Genomic DNA, 22,996 nt, shown 5'->3' on the forward strand with positions numbered 1-22,996 from the left:
GCTCCGAGCTGCGTGCTGCCAGTGAGTTAGGCTCTCAAAATCGGCGCGTAGCGCGCTTCGTCTCTGCGCCATGTTTGGACGGCTCTCCGTTGGCAAGGGTCTAGTTGGACTGCGGCAGCGCTGGTCGGTGCGGCCATGTGTTCGACCTGTTGGTGCGGCACATAAAGCCGCTGGCCATAATACCTTCCGCGAGGACGGGTCCCGACCAATTCCGCGCGCTTGGAGGCGCAGTGGCGCAAGAGGGTTTTCCTGTCCTTCGGTATCGACCGGCTGGATGCGTTAGTCCGTCGGAGCCCTTCCCAAGTTCGTCGACGCCCCAGCGCCTGAGCTACGCGGCAGCCGGCTCCGGCTCGCGGTAGCTCTCGCCCCTCGTCATGATGGCCCAGGCGATCCGGGCGATCTTGTTGGCCAAAGCCACCGTCGCCACCTTCGTCGGTCGCTTCGCCAGCAAGTGAACGAGCCACGGCCGGCGGGTCCCGTGTCGCTCGGCGTAGCGAACCACGGCCAAGGCGCCGACGACCAGGAGCTGCCGCAGATAGCGGTCGCCTTGCTTGGTGATCCCGCCCAATCGGTCCTTGCCGCCGCTTGAGTTCTGCTTCGGCACGAGCCCGATCCAGGCTGCCAGGTTACGGCCGGATTTGAAGGCTGTCGGATTAGCCACCGTCGCGACCAGGGCGCTGGCCAGCAGCGGCCCGACGCCTGGGATGCTCATCAGCCTGCGGCCGACCTCGGTGGACCGTGCGCTGGTCCTGATCCGTCGATCGGTCTCCACGATCTGTAGGTTCACCAGCTGCAGTTGGGCGACCAGAAACTCAAGGCAGACCCTTGCCTCATCCGACACGCGTGGATCGCTCTCTTCCACCAGCCTAATCAGCTGTTGCAGCCCCTCGCGCCCGATCGGCGCCACCAAGCCGAACTCAGCCATGTGCCCCCGGATCGTGTTGGACAGCTGGATGCGCTAGCGCATCAAAGTCAGCCGAACTTTGTGCAGCACCGTCACGCTTTGCTGCTCAGGGCTCTTCACCTCCACGAAGCGCATCGTCGGCCGGGTCACGGCCTCGCAGATCGCCTCGGCGTCGGCAGCATCGTTCTTTTGCCGCTTCACGTATGGCTTCACATAGCTCGGTGGTATGAGCTTCACCTGGTGGCCCAGCGCGCCGAGCTCGCGGGCCCAATAGTGCGCCGTAGCGCAGGCTTCAGTGCCGATCAGGCACGCCGGCAGCTTGGCGAAAAATGGCAAGACCTGCGCCCGCCGGAGCTGGCGACGGATCGCAACTCCTCCGACGACATCCACACCGTGAACCTGAAAAACGGACTTGGCGATATCCAGACCGACTGTGACGACCTTGAACATGACGCTCTCCTCCTGCCTTGCAGGAGCTTAGGCTCCCGCAGGGGTGGAGAGCCGTCCACAGCATCACTTCCGGGTATTGAGCTCCCGCCTGCAACCGGACACTCACTGGAAATCCGCAACCGTTCCGCTGCGCTTGCAGCCCAGTTGCCGACCAAAGAAGCAGTGCTTCTCGGTTGTGATCCGGGCCTCCGGTGACATAGCATCCCTGTGGGGGAGCGATGACCGAAAACGAATATCTTCAGAACATTTTAGCGCGCGAGCGCGTCGACGTCAGCTCCACATCTCCGCTGCGCGGCTATGCTGGAGTCATCTTGCCGCACCTGCGAGCATGGGCTGGAGATCATATCCGCGAAGTCAGCCCGAGCGGCTCATTTGCCAAGGGCACGGCCGTGAAGAGCGGTACGGATATCGATCTGTTTATTTCGCTGTCGCACACGCTGACCGCGACACTTGAGAATATCTATACGACGCTATTCAACCGGATGAACCAAGCCGGCTTTAAGGCGCGCAGACAAAATGTTTCGATCGGCGTCAGAGTAGACGGCCACGACGTCGATCTGGTGCCGGCTCGCCGGCAGGATGGCCAGAGCCAGGACCATAGCCTGTACCGGAACCGGAGAGGCGGTTGGACCAAGACTAACATTGCTACCCACATCAACCTGGTGGGCAATTCCGGTAGTACGGAAGAAATCCGTATTCTGAAGCTCTGGCGAAATCAAAAAGGCCTGGATATCCCGTCGTTCTATCTTGAGCTGCTGGCGATCGATGCGCTGTACGATAAGAGGGCCGGCGATGTCGGCCGCAACGTGATGGCGGCGTTGGCCCATATCCGAGACAACATCGGTGCGGCGCGAATTGTCGATCCGGCGAACACGAACAACATCATCTCCGAAGATCTGAGTGCGGCTGAAAAAACAACGATCGCCAAGGCGGCTGGAGCTGCGGCGCAGGCTGCGACTTGGGGAGAAATCGTCCGGTGAGCTGGTCCCTTTCAGAGCTCCTGGCGGGTCTTCACGACGAAATTCAAGGCAAGCTGGCTGCGGCACGTCAACTGCTGGGCCATTCTGTAGATAAGGGCGATGCCAGCGAAGGAGCCTGGCTAGAGCTGCTGAGCACCTATCTGCCAGCGCGCTACAAGGCCGATAAGGCGCATGTGGTCGATAGCGAGGGAAATTTTAGCCATCAGATGGATGTGGTGGTCTATGACCGTCAGTACTCGCCGTTCATCTTCGTCATGAAGGGCACTAAGGTGATTCCGGCCGAGAGCGTCTACGCGGCCTTTGAGGCCAAGCAATCGCTAAATGCTGATCAGGTCGCCTACGCTCATAAAAAGATCGCCAGCGTGCGGGCGCTGCACCGCACGAGCCTGCCGGTTCCCCATGTCGGCGGGATAGCGGCGCCAAAGCCGCTCCATCATATTCTAGGCGGGCTCCTGACGCTTGAGAGCGACTGGAAGCCGGCAATGGGCGAAGCACTGCGGGACGCCCTGGCAAGGTCCTCCACAACCGAGCAGATCGACCTTGGTTGCGTCGCGGCGCATGGTCACTACAGCCGAGACTCGGATGGCGTCTATAAGCTCACTTCGGAGGGCAAGCCGGCAACAGCCTTCCTGTTCGAGCTGATCGCACGGCTGCAGGCGCTGGCCACGGTGCCCATGGTTGATATCCGAGCTTACAGCCGCTGGCTGAACTCTGATCAACAGAAAAGCTAGGGCCATCCGTAGAGACAGCCTCATCGGCGCGATCGAGGATAGTCCGGAAGAAAAGGAGCTAGTCGAGCTCATCAACGCCGTGGAAGAGCGCGAGCGGGAACACACCTTCCGAGCGCTGACGCGCCTCAGAAGTGCGAAGATCTTGCCAATTGAGCCGGGGCGCGTCCCTGCATCGCGGGCCGACGAAAACGATCAATCCAGACCGATAGCTAGGCCAGAGTCACTTAGGGGCCTCGCTTTGGCGCCGCGGTCCAGCCGCCGCGTCCGGCATTGTGCCGCCGAGGGCGACTAGGCGCTTGCCAGCCTCGACGCGCACCAGCGTTTCCAACGCTTGTCGGACGAGGGCATCTATCTCCTCGGCGCCGGTCAGCGACCGGGCTTTTTCCAGCAATCTGTCTTCGATGTCGATCGTGACGAACATCTGCTGTTTGATCCCTGGCGCTGCGGCGAAAAATACCGAAAGGCCGAGATCTCCGCAAACACTTCAAGATAGCTCGCGTCATGCGCCACAATCGGACATTGGGAAGCGACCCAGAACCGGACGTTCGAAGCTGAGCGAAATGGGAAGCGCGCAAGCGACGCCAGCCCGCACGGTCACGCTTTCCCTCGCTCCCTGCTCAGCCATCGCTGAAGCTTAGCATCACCAGCCGGTTCAGCCGTTCGGTGAATGCACTTGCGTCTATCGGGCGATCGCCGTCCAGGACGCGCGCGGTATCCAGGAGCAGATGGGCGACGTCGCTACGCAACGCATCATCTTCGACAGACGAGAGGGCCGAAACCATCGCATGCCGAGGGTTGACCTCGAGGATGGGCTTGGCAGCACTCTCCACTCGACCAGCGGCGCTGAGCAGGCGTTCGAACTGGCGATCCGGCCCCTTATCCGACGCGACAAGGCAGACCGCGCTCTCGGTCAGCCGATCGGAGGATCGGACATCCGCAACCTCTTCGGCCAGAATCTCCTTCATCGATGCAAGTAGAGCGGCGATCTTCTCGCTCGCTTCCGCCGACGGAGGCGCCGCGCCATCAAGCAGCGGGATGAGACCGAGATCGGCCGCCCCTTGCGTCACCGACTTGAACGGCTTGCCTTCAAAATCCGGCGCGGCCGAGGCCCAGAAGCTGTCGATCGGATCCGACAGTAGCAGCACCTCGATGCCCCGCGCCCGAAAACCTTCGAGCTGTGGGGAGTTGGCGATTCGGGAGGCATCGTCGCCGGCGATGTAGTAGATCGCGGTCTGGTTGTCCTTGAGCGCGCCGACATAGTCCTTGAGGCTGCGCCACCCTTCGCCGGAGGCCGTGGTCCGGAAGCGAGCGAGGCCGAGCAGTTGCTCCCGGCGCGCGAAATCCTCGTAAAGCCCTTCCTTGATGACGACGCCGAAATTGTCCCAGATCAGGCGGAATGTGTCCGGTTCCTGTTCGGCCAGTTTCGCGAGATCGGCGAGGACACGATTGGTGACGCCCTTCTTGATCGCACCGAGCAGTGGGCTGTCCTGAATCATCTCGCGGGAGACGTTGAGCGGCAGGTCGGCTGTGTCGACGATACCGCGCACAAAGCGCAGGTAGCGCGGCAGGAGTTCGGCTTCGTCCGTGATGAAGACGCGCTTCACATAAAGCTTGATCCGCCCTTTGCGGTCGGCGTCGAAGAGATCGAACGGACGCGCGCCCGGGACGAAGGCCAGCGCGGTATATTCGTGCAGGCCTTCGGCGCGAAAATGGATCGTGGCGGCGGGCTCGTCATATTGTCCCGCAACGCTGCGGTAGAAATCAGCGTATTCGTCCTTGGTGATCTCGCTCTTCGGCCTGGTCCAAAGCGCGGCCCCGTCGGAGAGGGCGACCGCATCGGCGCCCGGCTCCGTGATCAGCGAGATCGGGACCGGTACATGGCCGGACTGTTCCTTGACGATGCGTTCCAGCGTCCAGCGCTCGGCATAGGACTTGGCCTCCTCCATCAGGTGAAGCGTCACGCGCGTCCCGCGGGACGGAGCCTCATCCAGCGCCGCAGGCGCCACCGTGAATTCGCCCTTGCCGTCGGAAGACCAGGTCCACGCTTCGGCGCTGCCGGCACGGCGGCTGACAACCTCGACCTTCTCGGCCACCATGAAGGCGGAATAAAAGCCGACGCCGAACTGGCCGATGAGCTGCGCGCCGTCCTTGCCATCAGCGGTTGCTACCCGCTCCATGAAGCTGCGTGTTCCCGAGCGCGCGATCGTGCCGAGAGCTTCGATCATCTCGTCATGGCTCATACCGATGCCGTTGTCGGCAATGGTCAGCCTGCCAGCCTCCGGATCGGCCGAGATGGTGATCGCGAGCTTCGGGTCATCCCCCAGAAGTTCGGGGTTGCCGATCGCTTCGTAGCGCAGCTTCTCGCAGGCATCAGCTGCGTTCGAGATCAGTTCGCGCAGGAAAACGTCCCGGTCGGAATAGACCGAATGCACCATCATGTGGAGCAGGCGGGAGACGTCGGCTTCGAAGCTGCGATGCTCTGGCGTGGCGGTCGTGGTCATTCGGGTTTCTCGAATAGATGGCACAGCAAGAAGTTCTCGGCGGAGAGCGATATCCTGCGCAAACGCGGCGAGCTAGCCGGTCGCACGGACTGTCGGGGGCGACAATAGGGAGCGATACTCATGTGCTGCCCGAGCCTCTCGATTGGACAGCGTCCTGACCAGAGCAAGTATGGCATTCAACCGCGCGGTCGCGAACTCGCCGGCGCCGGGCAACTGAGCCTCGATGTGAGCGGCGACAGTCTGCCACGTTGCCGATCCATCCCGCGTCATGACGGCCAGGAGATTATCCTTGAGGCCATACGTTGCGCTCTCGGCGTTGGTGATGAGGGCCTTGAAGCGGTCGGACGGTGAGATGTCCTTAGGTTCCTGTGTGCCGTCGGTCATGTCGGTCTGATGCGATTGAGAGAATGCAGGGGCTTTCACGGAGCCTTTCGCCTAGGCCTTCTCGCGAAACCGGTCGATCGCACGCAGTGCGAGATCGTCCTCGTCGAGCGCCAGCGGAACCAGCGAAGCCACGATATAGGCGAGGTTGTTTCGCTCCAGCTCGTCAGAGCCCGCCGAAAGCGACGGCTTGAGTTCCGCCCATGCCTTTTCAAGAGCAGCTTCGGCACGGGCCAGATCGATGGGATCGGTCAGTGATGAAAAGGGCATAGCGTTCCCCTAGGCATTGCATGTGCGGTTGGGATCCTGAGAGGGGGCGCCGCGGAAACCGCGGCGCCCCCGATGCTCAATAGTCCATGCCGCCGGCGGGCATGGCCGGTGCCGGGTCCTTCTTCGGCGCCTCGGCGATCATCGCCTCGGTGGTGATCAGCAGGCCAGCGATCGAAGCCGCGTCCTGGATTGCCGTGCGCACGACCTTGGTCGGGTCGATGATGCCGGCCTTGACCAGATCGCCGTACTCGCCGGTCTGGGCATCATAGCCCCAGGCGTAATCGGCAGACTCCAGCAGCTTGCCGACCACGACCGCGCCATCGCCGCCGGCATTCTCGACGATCTGGCGGGCAGGCGCGGTGATCGCCTTGCGGACGATCTCGACGCCGGTCTTCTGGTCGTCATTGCCGGGCACCAGCCCTTCGAGCGCCTTGACCGCGCGCAGCAGGGCGACGCCGCCGCCCGGCAGGATGCCCTCCTCGACCGCTGCGCGGGTGGCGTTCAGGGCATCGTCGACGCGATCCTTCTTCTCCTTGACCTCGACTTCGGTCGCGCCGCCGACGCGGATGACCGCGACGCCGCCGGCGAGCTTGGCCAGGCGTTCCTGGAGCTTCTCACGGTCGTAGTCCGAGGAGGTTTCCTCGATCTGCGCCTTGATCTGGGCGACACGGGCGTCAATCTCGGCCTTCTTGCCGGCACCGTCGACAATGGTCGTGTTTTCCTTCTCGATCCGGACCTTCTTGGCCCTGCCGAGCATGTCGAGAGTGACGGTCTCCAGCTTGATGCCGAGATCCTCGCTGATCGCGGTGCCGCCGGTCAGGATGGCAATATCCTCGAGCATGGCCTTGCGACGATCGCCGAAGCCCGGAGCCTTGACGGCCGCGATCTTCAGGCCGCCCCGGAGCTTGTTGACGACGAGCGTGGCGAGAGCCTCGCCCTCGACATCCTCCGCCACGATCAGCAGCGGTTTTCCAGTCTGGACGACCGCTTCCAGCAGCGGCAGCATCGCCTGGAGGCCCGAGAGCTTCTTCTCGTGGATCAGGATGTAGGGGTCGTCGAGCTCCGCAACCATCTTCTCGGTGTTGGTCACGAAATAGGGCGAGAGATAGCCGCGATCGAACTGCATGCCCTCGACGACGTCGAGCTCGGTCTCGGCGGTCTTGGCCTCCTCGACGGTGATGACGCCCTCGTTGCCGACCTTCTTCATGGCCTCGGCGATCATCTCGCCGATCGTGCGGTCGCCATTGGCGGAGATGGTGCCGACCTGCGCAACCTCCTCTGAACCGGTGATGGTCTTCGAATGCTCGCCGAGCGACTTCGTCACGGCCTCGACGGCGAGATCGATGCCGCGCTTGAGGTCCATCGGATTGATGCCGGCGGCGACGGCCTTGGCGCCCTCGCGGACGATGGCCTGGGCGAGCACCGTCGCGGTCGTGGTGCCGTCACCGGCCGCATCGTTCTGCTTCGAGGCCACCACGCGGACCATCTGGGCGCCCATATTCTCGAACTTGTCGGAAAGTTCGATCTCCTTGGCGACGGTGACGCCGTCCTTGGTGATGCGGGGCGCACCGAACGACTTCTCGATCACGACGTTGCGGCCCTTCGGACCCAGCGTGACCTTCACGGCATTGGCAAGCGTGTCGACGCCGCGCAGCATCCGCTCGCGCGCGTCCTGCGAAAACTTCACGTCCTTCGCAGCCATGATTCCTCACTCCTTCAGACTTGAGGTTTCAGGTTGATGATGTGGGATGAAGGCCCCGTCAGGCGGCCTTCTTGAGGGCGGCCGTCGTCTCGACGACGCCCATGATGTCGGACTCCTTCATGATCAGGAGATCCTGGTCATCGATCTTGACCTCGGTGCCGCTCCATTTGCCGAAGAGCACGCGGTCGCCGACCTTGACGTCGGGCGGCGCAAGCTTGCCGGTCTCGTCGCGCGCGCCAGCGCCAACGGCGACGACCTCGCCCTCCTGCGGCTTTTCCTTGGCGGTGTCGGGAATGATGATCCCGCCCTTGGTCTTCTCCTCGGCGTCGATGCGCTTCACGACGACGCGGTCATGCAGTGGCCGAAACTTCATGAGTTCCTCCAGTTTCCATGTCGGTCACATGTCAAAGCGGGCCGGCCCTGTTCAGGTCTCGCGGCGAGGTTCCGCGCGCCCTGAGGCGCCGTGCCCGCGCGAAGATTTGGGTTGCCCCATTTTTGCCTTCAAGAGGTCGGCAGCACTTTTTTTGATCGAGTGCTAACAGGCTGAAAAGGCAGCACAAACGCAACCTTTCATCTTGCCAGAGCGTTGAGAATCCGCTGCCATCGGCGCAGTGAAAACCAGGGAGCTGAAAGGAATGGCTTCGACAGACTTTGCCCGCCAGATCGCCGGCTACGGATTGACCACCGCCGGCATCCTCTACCGATTGCCCGACCACCCTTCGATCCTGCAGGAATATATCTGGCAGGATTACGACCTCGCTCCGCGCTTTCCCGAACTCAACAAGTTCCTCGCCTTCTGGCAGGCCAAGCTTGACGGCGAGCTGTTCCGCATCACCGTCGCTCACAAGGACCTGATCGGGCCGGCCGACCTCAGCGCGGTCAGCGGCGAGTTCCGGCTCCAGTGACGTTGATGCTTCGCAGGGCTTGATCCGAAGAGAACACATCCCAAAATCATAGCAGCCGCCGACAGCGACAGCGCGCTCGACGCGGTGATCAACCAAACCGGATCCATGTTGCTTCCTGGAGGATATGGCTATGGCAACGTTGGCAATCGCTCCCCGCCAAGGGAGGACTGCATGATGACATCAGACGACTTCGAGAGGCCGCTCGTGATCCTGACCGGGCTCGGGCATCCGGCGGCGATCGCGTCCGCAATGGAGGCCTACATGTTCTTGGCCGACTGGCCGGAGACCAGGCGCGATCCGGTCCACGGCTTTGCGCTGAAAGCCTGCCTGGCGGCGATCCGCGGAGAGATCGAACCAGACACGGCGCGCGGCTTGTTCGCGTCCTGGGCGGAAAAGCATGATCTTCTTGCGCCCGACGTGGCCGCGTTCGCCAGCAGCCGCAAGGAAGGCTCGCGCGGCCACGCTTGACCAGTGGCCCGGCTCCGCACCGGTGGGGGCCGGGCATTTCCGAAGCCGCGGGACGCTGTTTTATTGCCGAAATCCTGCCCCGGATTTGGGGCGGGCGGTTACGGCTTTGAGAGCCCAGCCCGACGGGGAGCTCCCACCCAGCGCGGTACCGTTTCCGAGCCATCGAACGATTCCCCCAAAAAATCTCACTGATCCCCTTGAACGTCCGCCGACCGGATCCAAATCGCTAATTGCCGAGCGCCTTTTGAGGGATCGGCCGGTCAAGCCGACATCGGTGAGACCTCGGAATGACCGACTTGTGCCCATGTTGCTCAATGGAGGATGTGGTTATGAGAACCGTCTTCGATTTTTCTCCTTTGTATCGGTCGAGCATCGGCTTCGACCGCATATTCGGTGCGATCGAAGCCGCAAGCCGGCTGGACCCGCCCGGCAACTGGCCGCCCTACGACATCGTCAAGACCGATGACGACGACTATCGCATTACGATGGCCGTGGCCGGCTTCTCGCGGGACGAGCTCACCATCACGCATGAGCCGAACCTACTGGTGGTGTCCGGGCAGAAAGCCGGCCAGGACAATGGCCGATATCTGCACCACGGCATTGCCGAGCGCACCTTCCAGCGCCGCTTCGAGCTTGCTGACCACGTCAAGATCGTGGCCGCCAACCTCGAGAACGGTTTGCTGACGGTCGATCTGAAACGCGAGCTGCCAGAGGCGATGAAGCCGCGCCGGATCGAGATCGCCACCGGCACCGCACTGCCGAAAGCCGATCGGCGGCAGATCGACTCGGAGAAGCGCGCAGCCTGAGCAGAGGCTGATTGAATCAGCGTTGAGCGCCGGGCGGCGAGCCCGGCGCCGCGAATCCGCTTCGATGTTTGAACGCAAGGAGGATGTCATGAGCGTTCGAGATTTGATCCCCTGGGGCCGCGATAACGGCAATCGGCCTCCCGCGCTGTATCGCGATGATCAGCACAACCCCGTCTTCTCGCTCCATCGCGAGGTCAATCGTCTGTTCGACGACATGTACCGCTCGTTCGACAGCCTTGGTTCGCTGCCGCCCTTCAACGGCGGTTGGCCGAAGGTCGAGGTCTCCGAGACAGCCAGGGATATCAAGGTGACCGCCGAAATTCCGGGAATGGAGGAGAAGGACCTGGAGATCCTGCTCGATGGTGACACTCTCACCCTCAGGGGCGAGAAGCGTGCCGAGAGCGAGAACAAGGAGAGGCAGTTTTCGGAGCGGTATTACGGCCGCTTCGAGCGTCACATCCCCCTCGGCTATGAGGTCGAGCAGGACAAGATCGATGCCCGCTTCAGGAACGGCGTGCTGACGGTCGTCCTGCCCAAGAGCGAGAGGGCGCAGTCTCAGGTCAAGCGCATCGCGATCAAGCATTAGCAGATCGCCGAGACCCTGGCGGCGCGCCTCGGGCGCCGCCAGCTGCTGGAGCGTCACGAGACGAATGCTGGCGCGGGCCGGAGCCGCGCGAGGCCCCGGTCCATTCTAGCTCCGTCGTCTTGCCGAGAGTGGCCACCCCCTGGCGCCGGTCTCACCAGCGCAGCTTCATTGTCAGTGCTTTTCTCGATTGGTCAGGTCTTGGGTCACCCGTCTGGAACCAGCCGGGGATGCGAACTGTTGAAGCGCCACAAGTGCGTTGCGAGAACTAACTCGACGAGCCGCCCCATGTCCGAGAAGAAGACAGTTGAGATCCCGGTCATTAAACCGACGATGATCCAAATGAGCAGCGACCCGCGAGGCGATGCAGCCATAACATTCGAGACGATCGGGGACGCAGACGTCCTCCTCGTGTTGCCGATGACGGCCCTGGTCGCTTTGGAAGCGATGCTGGCGAAAGCGAGCCAGGAGCAGGCGAAGCACCAGCCTGTTCAATAGCGCCTATGCCAGCCATCCGGGCTCGGTAGTCCGACACATCGTCGCTGGCAGTGGCAGACGATGAGCCCGGAGGGCTGTGCCTCGCGCCAGAGGCGGAACCTAGCGCTTCGCTCGGAAGCGTACATCTCAGAGCTATCCGGTTGAAGGCCGGTCGCGCCCCTAAATAGTCATTACCTCGAAGAGCGCCTTGTGCGCAGCTCGCCAATGATCAGGCGTGCGCGCTGCCAATAATCCATAACCGTCTTGTCCAGCCCCGTAGGGAGAACCATTCCAGCGTGCGACGTGGCCGCCGGCCTCGCTTAAGAACAACGCACCGGGCAGATGATCCCACGGTAAGGTCCGCCAGAAAACGGCGAAATCGCGATCGCCAGCGACAATGGCAGGATACTCGGCTCCTGCGCAAAGCAGTGGCGGCACGATCAAGGGCACCTGATCCAACCGTGGTTTGACGGCCTCAAGCACCTCGGGAGGAAAGAAACGCATAGAAATTGAACCCTTCCGCAGCGGCTCTGCTTTTCCATCAGCAACCACGCGGACTCCATTAATCTGGGCTCCACTTCCCAATTCGGCGACATGAAGCTGACCTGACAGCGGGTCGAGCATCCAAGTGGCGACGGTCTCCCCTCCGTGCAGAAGCGCGACCATGACCGAAAATGGTCCTCGGCCGGAGACGAAATTTCCAGTGCCGTCCAGCGGATCGATCAACCAGACGGTGCCCTGGTCTAGAGCGCTAGCCAAGGCGGGGTTACGTGCACAGGCTTCCTCACCTACGATCCTCGCGGATGGATCGAGCTGCAGCAATTGTTCGCCAATTAACCGTTCGGCGTGATGATCGGCAGCGGTGACGAGTTCTCCCGGCGACTTTTCCTCAACGTCGCTCGCGGTAAGTTTGCGAAAGCGAGGTAAGATTGCCTCGGCAGCTGCCTGTCGCAGAACCGTCGATACTTCCTCAATCAGACTCATCATGCCCCCGGCCCATCGTCCTGGACTTGCCTATCGGGTCTCGTCGATCTGACAAAGTCCCTACTACCAGCCCAGGTCGTTCTCGAAGTGGCAGAGGCCAGAAGCTACGACGCGCCACAAGCAGCCATTGAGCGCCTGCCCGGAAGCGGACTCGTCGGTCGCGAGGGAGCACTTTGGTTGGGCTGCGAGGCATATCGCAAGGCGGGGTGCAAATGCCGGACCGCTGACAAGACAACCGCCCTATAGTGCAACATGCGAAACACGCCGCCTGCATACGCCAATGGAGAACTTGAGCCCTGACACGATGACGGACGATCGAGGCATTCATGCTGCCCCAGAACCTGGTCTCTCGGGCAGGTCTGTGGCCGTTTACGAATCCCCGGACAGCCACAAGCAATGTGGCGTCGGCAGCAACAGCGTGATCGGCTTCACAACTGTGGATGCAGTGGAGAGCAGTCGTGCTGAACTAAAATTGTACCGGCCCGGACTTGGATGCAGGGTGCGGTAATGCCACGATACACACGATGCTCAGAGGTCAAAAATCCTCTGACGGCCTGGGGAGGGACGTTTGGCTCGAAAAGTATTTTTCAGCTTTCACTACGACCGGGATGTTCATCGTGTCGTACAGGTGCGCAATTCCTGGGTGGTACGCCCCGAGGGCGAGGCGACGCCCTTCTATGACAAAGCCGAGTTTGAGCAGGTTAAGCAACGCGCTGGCGGCATAGAGAAGTGGATCGAGGACCAACTCAAAGGCACCTCGGTCACCGTCGTCCTTTATGGCGCCGAGACCTACGACAGAGAATGGGTGCGGCATGAGATCAAGCGCAGCCACGAGCTAAAAAAGGGCATCGTGGCCATCGCCATTCATAACGTCCGGCATCCGCAAAAGGGGACGGATGTCGCCGGGAAGAACCCGCTCTCGTACTGGCAGGTGAACGTAAATGGGCAGAACGTTCCGATGAGCACCCTCTATCGACAGTATGATTGGGTAAACGACTACGGCTACCAGAACATGCCGACTTGGATCGAAGCGGCAGCTCGGGCCGCCGGTCGGTGACGAATGTCGAAACCGGGGCGAAAGCGTTTCCTCAAGGAGTTTCCCGACGCGCTGCATGAAGGCGTCGGGGCTGTATTCGTGGGCGCCGGCGCTTCGATCGCGGCCGGCTATCCCTCGTGGGCTGAACTATTGGCCGACATCGGCGATGAGCTGGGTGTCAAATCGCGCGACACGCATGATCTCGCTGCGCTGGCGCAATGGCATATTGGCGCGACAGGCAATGCGACGCGCGTCCGCAATATTATCAGGCAAGAGATCGGCAAGGACCATCCAGTCCCGCAAGCGATCGAGATTTTGGCGCGCCTTCCAGTGCGCCATATCTGGACGACTAACTATGACCGATTGATCGAACGCGCATTCGCGGCGATCGGACGCCCGATTGACACTGTATCGGGAGCAAAGAATCTCAGTCTCAAGTCGACCCCTGGCGCGGCACGCCTATACAAGATGCATGGCTCCGTCGACCGCCCCGACGAGATCGTGATCTCGACCGACGACTATGAGCTCTACCGTCAAAAGCACGGCGCATTCCTTCCGCTCTTACAGGCGCATCTGAGCAGCATGTCGATGCTGTTCGTTGGCCTGAGCCTGACGGATCCAAATATCCGCCACGTCCTTGCGATGATCCGAGAGAGCTTCACGGATCAGCCCCCTGAACATTTTGCGATCATAAAACCGCCTGAGCGCAAAGATTTTAAAGCCGATGCGGAGTTCGAAGCACGGTTAGCCCAGCATCGTCACTGGGCGAAAGATCTCAGCCGCTATGGACTCGTTGGCGTCGAGATCGACGATTATGCGGAAGTGCCGGAGCTTCTTCGCGAGATCGAATCCCGTGTTGCCGATCGTCGCGTGTGGGTGAGTGGAAGCTGGCCTCTCGACGGTATGGATGCACGCGGCTCCGTCATCTATCAGCTGGCGGAGGCCATCGGACGGCTTATCGGGACAAGCCACCGCGATTTGGTCAGCGGGTCGGGCCTTGTCGTCGGCTCGGCCGCCATAGCGGGCTTCGTCGATGCCCTGCGTGACGGAGGCGGCTGGGATATCGATAGACGCCTGATCGTGCGTGCGTTCCCGCAGCCACTCGGCGGCGCAAAGCCAGACAAGGCGCAATGGACGCGATTGCGTTCAGAGCTTGCCCGGCAGGCAGGGGTTGTCATTTTCCTGGGCGGAGCACGCACCGATGGCGGCAAGATCCTCATTGCCGACGGCGTCCTCGAGGAGTTTCGGCTAGCCACGGATGCCGGCAGCTTCCTTTTACCGATCGCAGGATTTGGCGGCGCGGCAGAGCAAATCTCCGCGGAGCTCCGGGGTTCGGCGCTTCCCTCGGCAGGACCTAAAATGCAGCGCCCGACTGATGAGGAATTGGACGGTCTAGCGTCTGCAGGCATCGCTATCGACCGACTGCTACCCCTGATGACAAAGATCCTCAGACGCCGTTCGAAAGAGCGATAATTCCGGAGCGGAGATGGCCGAGTTTATCACGCGCGAGTTCTTGCGGAATCTTGCCAATGAGCGCTCATACACTGAGCAGGCATCGATCCGAAAGAGCGCGTCAGAACGACCTTTGGAAGGATCCACGTTTCTTTCTCATTCGAGTAAAGACGATGAGCTTGTGGTAGGCGCCACGATAATTTTGGAGAACCACGGAGCTAAAGTCTATACCGACAAAGTCGATCCAGAGATGCCGCCCTATACCAGCGCCAAGACGGCCGCCATTCTGAAGGGCCGCATTCGTCAGACTAAAAGGTTCGTCTTGCTTAACAGCCCCAATAGCAAAGAAAGCAAATGGGTGCCGTGGGAGTTAGGCATAGCTGACGGCTACAAAGGAGACGCAAGGATCGCGCTTTTTCCTTCGGCTGATCGACCTTATGACATGACGTGGGCTGAGTGGGAGTATCTCGGATTGTACAGCCGCATCGTCTGGGGAAATTTCAAAGGGAAAGAAAAGTCGGAGTGGATGGTTTGGAATCATCGCGAAAACACGGCTGACGCATTGGCTAGCTGGCTAGCGGGCAATTGAACTCACCAGACCGGTAGGGCACATCACCTAGCCACGCACAATCGGCGGCAGGCCAGTCGGGCCAACACCTGATGAGGTCTTCTGCTGTTATAGAAGTCGAGACGCTGCCGGTGCTGCGGTCTTCGCCTTGCTGTCGAAGACGCCCGCAGCCCCAGCGAGAGATTGCGCCAATAGCGGACGTCCGACACATCGCGAGAAGCGGACGTCCGCCACGAAAGCAGCGGCGGTTCGCGTAGAGACACGGCTGATCCAGGCTTAGAACGCGTTCGACCCGGCACGCCTCATCATCAGGCGAAGCGCGTCGCCGGGTCACTCCGCCGGCTGAGAGAACGCCAGTGGCGACGACGGTCCGGTCCCCTCGGCCTCCCCGCTCCTCGCCTGCACAGGCCGCCTGATCCTGAACCAGGCGGCGTAGAGTGAAGGCAGGAAGAGCAGGATCAGCACGGTCCCCACGGCTGTTCCGCCGATGAGCGTGTAGGCCATCGAGCCCCAGAACACCGAATGGGTCAGCGGGATGAAGGCCAGCACGGCCGCGAGCGCGGTCAGGATGACGGGCCTCGTCCGCTGCACCGTCGCCTCGATGACGGCGTGATAATCGTCGAGCCCCGCAAGCTGGTTCTCATGGATCTGGTCGGTGAGGATCAGCGTGTTCCGCATCAGGATGCCGGCCAGACCGATCAGCCCCAGGATCGCGTTGAAGCCGAAGGGCTGGTTGAAGGCGAGAAGCGTCGGGACGACGCCAATCAGGCCGAGCGGGGCAGTGAACAGCACCATCGTCATCATCGAGAACGACCGCACCTGCACCATGACCACGATCAGCGTCACGGCGATCATGAGCGGGAAGATCTTCCCGAGCGCATCGTTCGCCTTGGACGCCTCTTCGATCGATCCGCCCATGTCGATGCGGTAGCCTGCCGGAAGCGAGGCGATCAGCGGCTCGAGCGCCGCTCTCACCTGCTTCGAGACTTCGGGCGGCTGCGTCGCATCGTTGATCTCCGAACGGACAGTGATCGTCGGCATCCGGTCGCGCCGCTTCAGGATCGGCTCTTCATGGCGGATGACGGAGCGGCCGATCTGGTCGAGCGGGATCTGCCGGCCGTCGCGGCTCGTTAGCGAGAAGTCTGCGAGCCGGGTCGGATCGAGGCGCTCGGCCCCGGCGCTGCGCGCGATGACGGGTACGTTGCGGATGTCCTCCCGAACCTGCGTGACGGCGATGCCCGTCAGCAGGAACTGCAGCTGCTGGCCGACCTGCGCCGGCGAGAGGCCGATCAGGTTGAGCCTGTCCTGATCGGGCACGAAGCGCAGCACGGGCGTGCGGTTGCCCCAGTCGCGATTGGCCTCCCGCACGTCGGGGACCGTCCGCATGATCCGCAGGGCCTGCTCCGAGATCCTGTAGAGCTCCGCCGGGTCCGGACCGACGATCCGGAACTCGACCGGGAAGACGGACGGAGGGCCGAAGACGAACTGCGTCGCGCGGACATAGGCCTCGGGCGCCAATCCCTCGCTAACGGCCTGGCGCAGCCGCTGTCTCAGCGTCTCGCGCGTCTTGGCGTCGGGCGTCAGGACCACGATCTTGGCGAAGGCCGGATCGGGCAGTTCGGGCGACAGCGCGAGGAAGAAGCGCGGTGCGCCCTGACCGACATAGCTCGTAACGATCTTGGCTTCGGGCTGCTGCTGCAGCCAGCGCTCGACCTTTTCGACGGCGCCCGTGGTCGCCGCGATGCCGCTGCCCTCCGGCAGGCGGATCTCGACGAGCACTTCCGGGCGGTCCGAGGTCGGGAAGAACTGCTGCTTCAGCCCGCCCATGCCGACGCCCGACAGCGCGAACGCGACGCCGACGACCGCGCAGGTCAGGAATTTGTGGTCGACCGCGAAGGTGATGAGCCCGCGCAGGCGCCGATAGTTCGGCGTGTCGTAGATCGCAGCATGGCCGCCCGCCACCGGCTTGATCTCGGGCAGCATCTTGACCCCGAGATAGGGCGTGAAGATCACCGCCACGATCCACGAGACGATCAGCGCGAAGCCGACGACCCAGAAGATGTTGCCGGCGTATTCGCCGGCGGTCGATGCCGCGAAGCCGACCGGCAAGAAGCCGGCGATGGTGACCAGCGTGCCCGAGAGCATGGGCGCCGCCGTATGGCTCCAGGCATAGGCCGCCGCCTTGATGCGGTCCATGCCCTCTTCCATCTTCACGACCATCACCTCGATCGCGATGATCGCGTCGTCGACGAGAAGGCCGAGCGCGAGGATCAGCGCGCCGAGCGTGATGCGGTCAAAGAAGCGGCCGGTCTCCAGCATGATGAAGAAGACCGCGGCCAGCGTCAGCGGGATCGCTGCCGCAACGACGATGCCGACGCGCCAGCCGAGGCTGAGCAGGCTGACGAGCAGCACGACGCCGAGCGCCATCGCGAACTTCAGCATGAATTCGTCAACGGAGGCCGCGATGTTGACCGCCTGGTCGGTGACCTTTTCGAGCGACATGCCGAGCGGCAGCGAGCGGCCGATGGCACCGGTCTTGTCCTCGAGCGCGCGGCCGAGCGCGAGCCCGTCCCAGCCCTCCTGCATCACCGTGGCGAGCATCAGGCTGGGTTCGCCTTGGTGACGGATGACGAAGGCTGGCGGGTCTTCGTAGCCGCGGCGGACATCGGCGATGTCGGACAGTTTCAGCGTCCGACCGCCCGCGACGATGGGCGTGTCTGCGATGGCCTGCACGCCGTCGAAAGCTCCGTCGACCCGGATGAAGACGCGGGGCCCCTTGGTGTCGACCGATCCGGCGGGCGTGACGGTGTTCTGGCGCTGGAGGGCGGAGATGATGTCCTGCGCCGAGACGCCAAGGGTCGCGAGTCGGACATAGGAGAACTCGACGAAGATCTGCTCAGGCCGCTCGCCGAGGATGTTGACCTTCTTGACGCCGGGAACATGCAGAAGGTCCTGGCGGATGACTTCAGCCTGGCGCGCCAGCTCGCGCATCGGCATGCCCTTCGCCTTTAAGGCATAGAGCGCGAAGCTGACGTCCGAGTACTCGTCGTTGATGAACGGGCCGAGTACGCCCTGGGGCAGGTTGCGGGCCTCGTCGGCGAGCTTCTTCCGGGCCTGGTAGAATTCGGGCTGCACCTGGGAAGGCGGCGTCGAGTCGCGCAGGTTGACAGTCATGTAGGCGTAGCCGGGCCGCGTCGTCGTCTCGACCCGGTCGTACCAGGCGAGCTCCTGCAGCCGCTTCTCCAACGGCTCGGCGACGAGATCCTGCATCTCGCGCGCCGTCGCGCCCGGCCAGACGGCCGTGACCGTCAGCGTTTTGATCGTGAAGCTCGGATCTTCCGCGCGTCCGAGCTTGAAGAACGCGAAGGCACCGGCCGCGATGATCAGGATGATCATGAACAGCGTCACCGCCCGTTCGCGGACGGCGATGGCGGACAGATTGAGGCTCATCGCGAAGCCGCCTTGGTCATGGGGGCCGCAACTTTGACCGCCTGCCCGTCGCGCAGCAGATGCGCCCCGAGCGAGACGATCGTCCGGCCGGGCTCGAGGCCGGCCACGATGGCCGTCTCGGCCGTCACGCGGACGAGGCGTACAGGCTGGAAACTAACGGCCGTTCCCGCCTCGTCGAGACGCCAGACGCCGGTCTTCTCGCCATCGTCGAGGACGGCTCCGAGCGGCACTTCCGTCTCCGGCTCGACCGCGCTGTCGGCCAGGCGGATCGTCACCGTCGCGCCGAGCGGAGCTGCGGCCGCTTCGCTTTCGAGGACGTAGCGGGCCTCGTAGGTCCGGGTCTGCAGATCGGCGGAATTGGAGAGCTGCCGCAGGCTGGCCCGGAAGCTCCGACCGGCGGTGCCGTAGAGTGTCGCCAGCGCCGCCGATCCGATCGGCGGCCTCACCGTTTCGGGCAGGGAGACGAGGGCCTCGCGCGGCCCCATCTGGGCCAGGCGGATGACAGGCTGCCCGGCGGGGACGACCTGCCCCGGCTCGGCCAGCGTCTCGACGATGATCCCGTCCGCATCGGCCACCAGCACGGCATAGCCCAGCTCGTTCTCCGCGACCTTGGCCTCGGCCTCCGCGGCGGCCGCCTGCGCGGTCGCGGTGTCGAGCGCGGCCTTGGCCTGTTCATAGCGCTGAGGGCTCGCGGCGAAGCCGTTCTTGACGAGCACCGCATAACGCGCCTCGTCCGACGTCGCCTGGGTCAGCACGGCCCGTGCCGCGGCGGCGGCGTTGCGCTTGGCGGTCAGCGCCAGCCGCAGATCGGTCTCGTCGACGCGCAGCAGCGGTTGCCCCGCCTTCACGGATTGGCCGACATTGACGAGCCGTTCGACGATCTTGCCGGGCACCCGAAACCCCAGATTGCTCTGGATCCGCGCCGCGATCACGCCGGTGAAGCGCCGCTCCGCGCCGACGACCGGGCTGGCGACCGCGACCCGCACGAGCGGAGGATTCTGCCGCGGATCGCTCGGCACTGAGGCCGATGTCTTCTGGCCCGACATCAGCACGGCGCCGCTGATGGCGGCCGTGGCCAGCACCGTTCCCGCGGCCAGCAGGGCGAGCTTGGTTTTACGCGTCATGTGAGTGGACCATATAGATTGCGTTCGACATCTATGACTGATATAGAGCTCGAACGCAATCTAAATTTGGAGGCCGCGATGAGGGTCAGCCGGCAGCAAGCCGCGGAAAACAGGGAGCGGGTGATCGAGACCGCCGGGCGCCTGTTCCGGGAGAAGGGTTTCGACGGGATCGGCCTCAAAGATCTGATGGCCGGGGCCGGGCTCACCCAGGGCGGCTTCTACAAGCAGTTTGCATCCAAGGACGAATTGGCCGCGCTCGCCGCGCGTCGTGCGCTCGAAGATGCGACCCAGAGGTGGAAAGACGCGCTGGACGACCGGCCGGCCGACGGGCTTGCCGCCGTGACGGATTTCTACTTGAGCGAGGGCCATAAGGAGGAGCGCGCCCAAGGCTGCCCCATCGTGGCGCTGGGGTCGGATGCGGCCAGGCAGGGCCCGGAGGTTAGGTCCGCCTTCGAAGACGGCATCCGCAGCCACCTTGCGATGATTGCCGCCGCCTTGGGCCAGGATCGCGCCGACGAGGCGGCGGTGGCGCTGTCGACTATGGTCGGGGCCGTCCTCCTGTCGCGTATCGTTGAAGACCGGACCCTCTCGCAGCAAATTCTTTCTGCGGCAGCGGACGCGCTGCGTGCGGGTGAAGCGGCCGGGGAAAGCGTTCGATGAGCGCCGTCACTTCCCTGGCATCCGACGCGCCGGCATCCACCCAGCACATTCGGGGCGACATCGTTCTCCTCCTTGCCGGGCTCGCGGCCTCTGGCACGCTGGCGACGAACATCATCCTGCCGGCCTTTCCGCGCATGGGCGCCGAACTCGGCCTGAGCGGGACCGAGTTCGGCCTTCTTCTCAGCAGCTTCTTCCTGACCTTCGCTCTGGGCCAGCTCGTCGTCGGCCCGCTCTCCGACCGGTTCGGCCGGCGCGCGCTCGTGCTCGGCGGCCTCGCAACCTTCGTGGCGGGAAGTCTCGTTGCGGCTCTCGCCGACGGTTTGGGCTGGCTCATCGTCGGGCGCGTCGTTCAGGCCGCGGGCGCCTGCGCGGCCTCGGTGCTGGCCAGGGCGATCGCGCGTGACCTCTTCGAAGGCGAGACGCTCGGGAAGGTCCTTTCGCTCACTATGATCGCCGGGGCCGTGGCTCCCGGCTTCTCGCCGCTTCTCGGCAGCGTGCTCGTCGAGCTCTCCGGCTGGCGCATGAGCTTTCTCTTCGTCGCGTTTTGCGCGACGGCACTGGCGCTGCTCTATCTCAGGCGCGTCGGTGAAACTCATCCGCCGGATGCTCGCGGCGAGCTCGCATTCTCCAGCGTCGCGCGAACCTATCGGTCGCTTCTGTCGGATGCGCGCTTCGTGCTGCCGGCTTCGGCGGTCAGCATGGTCCTCGGCGGTCTCTTCAGCTTCTTTGCAGCGGCTCCAGGCGTGCTGATGGGCCAGCTCGGGCTGACCCCGCTCCAGCTCGGCCTCTCCTTCGCCGCGACCGTGCTCATCGTCTTCGCCGCGGGGCTTATGGCTCCGCGCCTGGCGCGGCGCCATGGCGACCGGACGGTCGGTTTCGCGGGACTGCTCGCCTTCGCCGCCGGTTCGCTCGCCATGGTCGTCGTAGCGGCGGAACCGACCTATGTCAGCTTCACGGCTGCGCTGTCGGTCGTGCTCTTCGGCATGGGCCTGATCAATCCGCTCGGCACTGCGATCGCGCTCCAGCCCTTCGGTCGGCAGGCCGGGTCGGCCTCGGCCATGCTCGGCTTCCTGCAGATGGGTACGGCTGCCATCGGCTCGACGCTGGCGAGCGCGATGCCATTCGCTCCGTCGGTATCGCTGGCCATCGTCATGACGGTCGCGTCCGCCATCGCACTCGCAGCCTTCCTGCCCGTCTATCGCGCCCGGCACGGACGCAAGGAGCCGAAGCTCGTACCCCAGGGAGCGCCCCGCGATGCGTAGGGTCGTCGTCACAGGGATGGGGGCCGTCTCGCCGCTCGGTTCGGGCGTCGAGCGCTCCTGGGAGAGGCTGCTCGCCGCTCGCTCGGGCGTGCGCCGTCTTGCCGATGAGGTGGTCGGCGATCTGCCGGCGAAGATCGGCGGCGTCGTCCCGTCGATCGCGGATGATACCGAAGGCGGTTTCGACCCCGACCGTGTCCTTGCGCCGAAGGACCAGCGCAAGGCCGACCGCTTCATCCTCTTCGCGCTCGCCGCCGCGGACGAGGCGATCGCGCAGTCCGGCTGGTCGCCCAGCGAAGACCGCCAGCGCGAACGCACCGCGACGGTGATCGCCTCCGGCATCGGCGGCTTCCCCGCCATCACTGAGGCTGTCCGCACGGTCGACACGCGCGGGCCGCGCCGCCTGTCGCCCTTCACCGTGCCGTCCTTCCTCGTCAATCTCGCCGCGGGCCAGGTCTCGATCCGTCACGGCTTCCGCGGCGCGCTCGGCGCGCCTGTGACCGCCTGCGCCGCCGGCATCCAGGCGATCGGCGACGCCGCCCGGCTGATCCGCGCGGGCGAGGCGGACATCGCGCTCTGCGGCGGAACGGAAGCCTGCATCAACAGCGTGAGCCTCGGCAGCTTCGCGGCGGCACGCTCGCTCTCGACCGGCTTCAACGATCGACCGGCCGAGGCCTCGCGCCCGTTCGATAGGCAGCGCGACGGCTTCGTCATGGGCGAAGGGGCCGGCATGCTCGTCGTCGAAGCGCTCGATCACGCGCTCGCGCGCGGCGCCACGCCGCTCGCCGAACTCGTCGGCTACGGCACCACCGCCGACGCTCACCACATCACCTCGGGACCCGAGGACGGGAGCGGCGCCCGCCGCGCCATGGAGATCGCGCTCGCCCAGGCCGGCGTTTCGCCTGCGCACGTCGACCATCTCAATGCGCACGCCACGTCGACGCCGGTCGGCGATCTCGGCGAGATCGCCGCGATTAGGACCCTATTTGGCCCGACGCCGCGGCTCTCGGTCAGCGCGACCAAGTCCGCCACCGGCCATCTGCTCGGCGCGGCCGGAGGGCTCGGCGCGATCTTCGCCCTGCTGTCCCTGCGCGATCAGATCGCACCGCCGACTCTGAACCTTTTGGCGACCGATCCGGAAGCGGCTGGCATCGACATCGTCGCCGGGCGGGCCCGCCCCCAGCCGATGGAGCTCGCCCTGGCGAACGGCTTCGGTTTCGGCGGCGTCAACGCGAGCCTGCTGTTTCGCCTATGGCGCGACGCGACGCGATGATGCTCCTCATTGTCAACTCAGTCGAAGGTATT

General features: G+C 63.8%; 22 protein-coding genes and 1 pseudogene. 13 read left to right on the top strand and 10 right to left on the bottom strand.

Annotated features, from left to right (window positions below):
- Positions 1-328: 328 nt before the first annotated feature.
- Positions 329-1,354, bottom strand: a pseudogene (locus FHT98_RS24925) (IS110 family RNA-guided transposase).
- Between the two features lie 218 nt (positions 1,355-1,572).
- On the opposite strand from FHT98_RS24925, the gene FHT98_RS24930 reads away from it, so the two are divergent.
- Entirely contained in the window at positions 1,573-2,334 is a 762-nt protein-coding gene (locus FHT98_RS24930) for a nucleotidyltransferase domain-containing protein (RefSeq protein ID WP_113586876.1), read from the top strand.
- Positions 2,331-3,065, top strand: a complete 735-nt coding sequence (locus tag FHT98_RS24935) for a DUF6602 domain-containing protein (RefSeq protein WP_113586875.1) — start codon at positions 2,331-2,333, stop codon at positions 3,063-3,065. The genes FHT98_RS24930 and FHT98_RS24935 overlap by 4 nt, the downstream gene beginning before the upstream one ends.
- A 220-nt stretch (positions 3,066-3,285) precedes the next feature.
- On the opposite strand, the gene FHT98_RS24940 is transcribed toward FHT98_RS24935, so the two are convergent.
- The 6 genes from FHT98_RS24940 to groES form a co-directional block, all read right to left on the bottom strand.
- The gene (locus tag FHT98_RS24940; protein ID WP_091862288.1) at positions 3,286-3,486 is read right to left on the bottom strand and encodes a type II toxin-antitoxin system VapB family antitoxin; all 201 of its coding nucleotides are present in this window, start codon (positions 3,484-3,486) and stop codon (positions 3,286-3,288) included.
- Between the two features lie 196 nt (positions 3,487-3,682).
- Complete coding sequence (gene htpG / locus FHT98_RS24945; protein WP_113586874.1) at positions 3,683-5,566, bottom strand: molecular chaperone HtpG; 1,884 nt, start codon at positions 5,564-5,566, stop codon at positions 3,683-3,685.
- A 72-nt stretch (positions 5,567-5,638) separates the two neighbouring features.
- On the bottom strand, positions 5,639-5,950 hold the full coding sequence (locus tag FHT98_RS24950; RefSeq protein ID WP_113586873.1) for a hypothetical protein: 312 nt from the start codon (positions 5,948-5,950) through the stop codon (positions 5,639-5,641).
- A 51-nt stretch (positions 5,951-6,001) separates the two neighbouring features.
- The gene (locus tag FHT98_RS24955) at positions 6,002-6,217 is read right to left on the bottom strand and encodes a hypothetical protein (protein WP_091862297.1); all 216 of its coding nucleotides are present in this window, start codon (positions 6,215-6,217) and stop codon (positions 6,002-6,004) included.
- Positions 6,218-6,293: 76 nt separating this feature from the next.
- Positions 6,294-7,919, bottom strand: coding sequence for a chaperonin GroEL (gene groL, locus FHT98_RS24960; RefSeq protein WP_113586872.1), 1,626 nt, complete (start codon positions 7,917-7,919; stop codon positions 6,294-6,296).
- 58 nt (positions 7,920-7,977) lie between these two features.
- Entirely contained in the window at positions 7,978-8,292 is a 315-nt protein-coding gene (gene groES, locus FHT98_RS24965) for a co-chaperone GroES (RefSeq protein ID WP_091862303.1), read from the bottom strand.
- A gap of 262 nt (positions 8,293-8,554) precedes the next feature.
- Here groES and FHT98_RS24970 point away from each other — a divergent pair, with 262 nt between their 5' ends.
- The 5 genes from FHT98_RS24970 (at position 8,555) to FHT98_RS24990 (ending at position 11,179) form a co-directional block, all read left to right on the top strand.
- Positions 8,555-8,824, top strand: a complete 270-nt coding sequence (locus FHT98_RS24970; RefSeq protein WP_091862306.1) for an usg protein — start codon at positions 8,555-8,557, stop codon at positions 8,822-8,824.
- A 174-nt stretch (positions 8,825-8,998) separates the two neighbouring features.
- On the top strand, positions 8,999-9,292 hold the full coding sequence (locus tag FHT98_RS24975) for a DUF982 domain-containing protein (RefSeq protein WP_113586920.1): 294 nt from the start codon (positions 8,999-9,001) through the stop codon (positions 9,290-9,292).
- A 329-nt stretch (positions 9,293-9,621) separates the two neighbouring features.
- On the top strand, positions 9,622-10,098 hold the full coding sequence (locus tag FHT98_RS24980) for an Hsp20 family protein (RefSeq protein WP_091862309.1): 477 nt from the start codon (positions 9,622-9,624) through the stop codon (positions 10,096-10,098).
- Between the two features lie 88 nt (positions 10,099-10,186).
- The gene (locus tag FHT98_RS24985) at positions 10,187-10,684 is read left to right on the top strand and encodes an Hsp20/alpha crystallin family protein (RefSeq protein WP_091862457.1); all 498 of its coding nucleotides are present in this window, start codon (positions 10,187-10,189) and stop codon (positions 10,682-10,684) included.
- Positions 10,685-10,969: 285 nt separating this feature from the next.
- Positions 10,970-11,179: a hypothetical protein gene (locus FHT98_RS24990; RefSeq protein WP_091862312.1), complete on the top strand. Its 210-nt coding sequence runs from the start codon at positions 10,970-10,972 to the stop codon at positions 11,177-11,179.
- Positions 11,180-11,338: 159 nt separating this feature from the next.
- On the opposite strand, the gene FHT98_RS24995 is transcribed toward FHT98_RS24990, so the two are convergent.
- Positions 11,339-12,145, bottom strand: coding sequence for an inositol monophosphatase family protein (locus FHT98_RS24995; protein WP_113586871.1), 807 nt, complete (start codon positions 12,143-12,145; stop codon positions 11,339-11,341).
- A 565-nt stretch (positions 12,146-12,710) separates the two neighbouring features.
- Here FHT98_RS24995 and FHT98_RS25000 point away from each other — a divergent pair.
- From FHT98_RS25000 to FHT98_RS25010, 3 genes are read left to right on the top strand one after another with little or no spacing between them, the layout of a single operon-like run.
- Positions 12,711-13,199: a TIR domain-containing protein gene (locus tag FHT98_RS25000; RefSeq protein WP_142115637.1), complete on the top strand. Its 489-nt coding sequence runs from the start codon at positions 12,711-12,713 to the stop codon at positions 13,197-13,199.
- Positions 13,200-13,202: 3 nt separating this feature from the next.
- Positions 13,203-14,651, top strand: coding sequence for an SIR2 family protein (locus FHT98_RS25005; RefSeq protein WP_142115638.1), 1,449 nt, complete (start codon positions 13,203-13,205; stop codon positions 14,649-14,651).
- A 13-nt stretch (positions 14,652-14,664) separates the two neighbouring features.
- A complete protein-coding gene (locus tag FHT98_RS25010; RefSeq protein WP_113584357.1) occupies positions 14,665-15,219 on the top strand; it encodes a toll/interleukin-1 receptor domain-containing protein in 555 nt (184 codons plus the stop codon).
- Between the two features lie 309 nt (positions 15,220-15,528).
- Here FHT98_RS25010 and FHT98_RS25015 read toward each other — a convergent pair whose 3' ends face one another.
- The gene (locus FHT98_RS25015; RefSeq protein WP_113584356.1) at positions 15,529-18,648 is read right to left on the bottom strand and encodes an efflux RND transporter permease subunit; all 3,120 of its coding nucleotides are present in this window, start codon (positions 18,646-18,648) and stop codon (positions 15,529-15,531) included.
- Complete coding sequence (locus tag FHT98_RS25020; protein WP_113584355.1) at positions 18,645-19,772, bottom strand: efflux RND transporter periplasmic adaptor subunit; 1,128 nt, start codon at positions 19,770-19,772, stop codon at positions 18,645-18,647. Before FHT98_RS25020 ends, FHT98_RS25015 begins: the two co-directional genes overlap by 4 nt.
- A gap of 78 nt (positions 19,773-19,850) precedes the next feature.
- Here FHT98_RS25020 and FHT98_RS25025 point away from each other — a divergent pair, with 78 nt between their 5' ends.
- From FHT98_RS25025 to fabF, 3 genes are read left to right on the top strand one after another with little or no spacing between them, the layout of a single operon-like run.
- Positions 19,851-20,432, top strand: coding sequence for a TetR/AcrR family transcriptional regulator (locus FHT98_RS25025; protein ID WP_113584431.1), 582 nt, complete (start codon positions 19,851-19,853; stop codon positions 20,430-20,432).
- The gene (locus FHT98_RS25030) at positions 20,429-21,694 is read left to right on the top strand and encodes a multidrug effflux MFS transporter (protein ID WP_113584354.1); all 1,266 of its coding nucleotides are present in this window, start codon (positions 20,429-20,431) and stop codon (positions 21,692-21,694) included. The genes FHT98_RS25025 and FHT98_RS25030 overlap by 4 nt, the downstream gene beginning before the upstream one ends.
- The gene (gene fabF, locus FHT98_RS25035; RefSeq protein ID WP_113584353.1) at positions 21,687-22,964 is read left to right on the top strand and encodes a beta-ketoacyl-ACP synthase II; all 1,278 of its coding nucleotides are present in this window, start codon (positions 21,687-21,689) and stop codon (positions 22,962-22,964) included. Before FHT98_RS25030 ends, fabF begins: the two co-directional genes overlap by 8 nt.
- Positions 22,965-22,996 lie beyond the last annotated feature (32 nt).

Origin of the sequence: Allobosea sp. AK1, assembly GCF_006714945.1 — a bacterium.
GTDB classification, from domain to species: Bacteria; Pseudomonadota; Alphaproteobacteria; order Rhizobiales; family Beijerinckiaceae; genus Allobosea; species Allobosea robiniae.

Coding starts and splice junctions, on each gene's coding strand:
- htpG (WP_113586874.1), bottom strand. CDS start 5,566: ATGACCACGACCGCCACGCCAGAGCATCGCAGCTTCGAAGCCGACGTC.
- FHT98_RS24990 (WP_091862312.1), top strand. CDS start 10,970: ATGTCCGAGAAGAAGACAGTTGAGATCCCGGTCATTAAACCGACGATG.
- FHT98_RS25015 (WP_113584356.1), bottom strand. CDS start 18,648: ATGAGCCTCAATCTGTCCGCCATCGCCGTCCGCGAACGGGCGGTGACG.
- FHT98_RS25005 (WP_142115638.1), top strand. CDS start 13,203: ATGTCGAAACCGGGGCGAAAGCGTTTCCTCAAGGAGTTTCCCGACGCG.
- FHT98_RS24985 (WP_091862457.1), top strand. CDS start 10,187: ATGAGCGTTCGAGATTTGATCCCCTGGGGCCGCGATAACGGCAATCGG.
- FHT98_RS24940 (WP_091862288.1), bottom strand. CDS start 3,486: ATGTTCGTCACGATCGACATCGAAGACAGATTGCTGGAAAAAGCCCGG.
- FHT98_RS25025 (WP_113584431.1), top strand. CDS start 19,851: ATGAGGGTCAGCCGGCAGCAAGCCGCGGAAAACAGGGAGCGGGTGATC.
- FHT98_RS24955 (WP_091862297.1), bottom strand. CDS start 6,217: ATGCCCTTTTCATCACTGACCGATCCCATCGATCTGGCCCGTGCCGAA.
- FHT98_RS25020 (WP_113584355.1), bottom strand. CDS start 19,772: ATGACGCGTAAAACCAAGCTCGCCCTGCTGGCCGCGGGAACGGTGCTG.
- FHT98_RS25010 (WP_113584357.1), top strand. CDS start 14,665: ATGGCCGAGTTTATCACGCGCGAGTTCTTGCGGAATCTTGCCAATGAG.
- FHT98_RS25030 (WP_113584354.1), top strand. CDS start 20,429: ATGAGCGCCGTCACTTCCCTGGCATCCGACGCGCCGGCATCCACCCAG.
- fabF (WP_113584353.1), top strand. CDS start 21,687: ATGCGTAGGGTCGTCGTCACAGGGATGGGGGCCGTCTCGCCGCTCGGT.
- FHT98_RS24950 (WP_113586873.1), bottom strand. CDS start 5,950: ATGACCGACGGCACACAGGAACCTAAGGACATCTCACCGTCCGACCGC.
- groES (WP_091862303.1), bottom strand. CDS start 8,292: ATGAAGTTTCGGCCACTGCATGACCGCGTCGTCGTGAAGCGCATCGAC.
- FHT98_RS24970 (WP_091862306.1), top strand. CDS start 8,555: ATGGCTTCGACAGACTTTGCCCGCCAGATCGCCGGCTACGGATTGACC.
- groL (WP_113586872.1), bottom strand. CDS start 7,919: ATGGCTGCGAAGGACGTGAAGTTTTCGCAGGACGCGCGCGAGCGGATG.
- FHT98_RS24930 (WP_113586876.1), top strand. CDS start 1,573: ATGACCGAAAACGAATATCTTCAGAACATTTTAGCGCGCGAGCGCGTC.
- FHT98_RS24975 (WP_113586920.1), top strand. CDS start 8,999: ATGACATCAGACGACTTCGAGAGGCCGCTCGTGATCCTGACCGGGCTC.
- FHT98_RS24995 (WP_113586871.1), bottom strand. CDS start 12,145: ATGATGAGTCTGATTGAGGAAGTATCGACGGTTCTGCGACAGGCAGCT.
- FHT98_RS24980 (WP_091862309.1), top strand. CDS start 9,622: ATGAGAACCGTCTTCGATTTTTCTCCTTTGTATCGGTCGAGCATCGGC.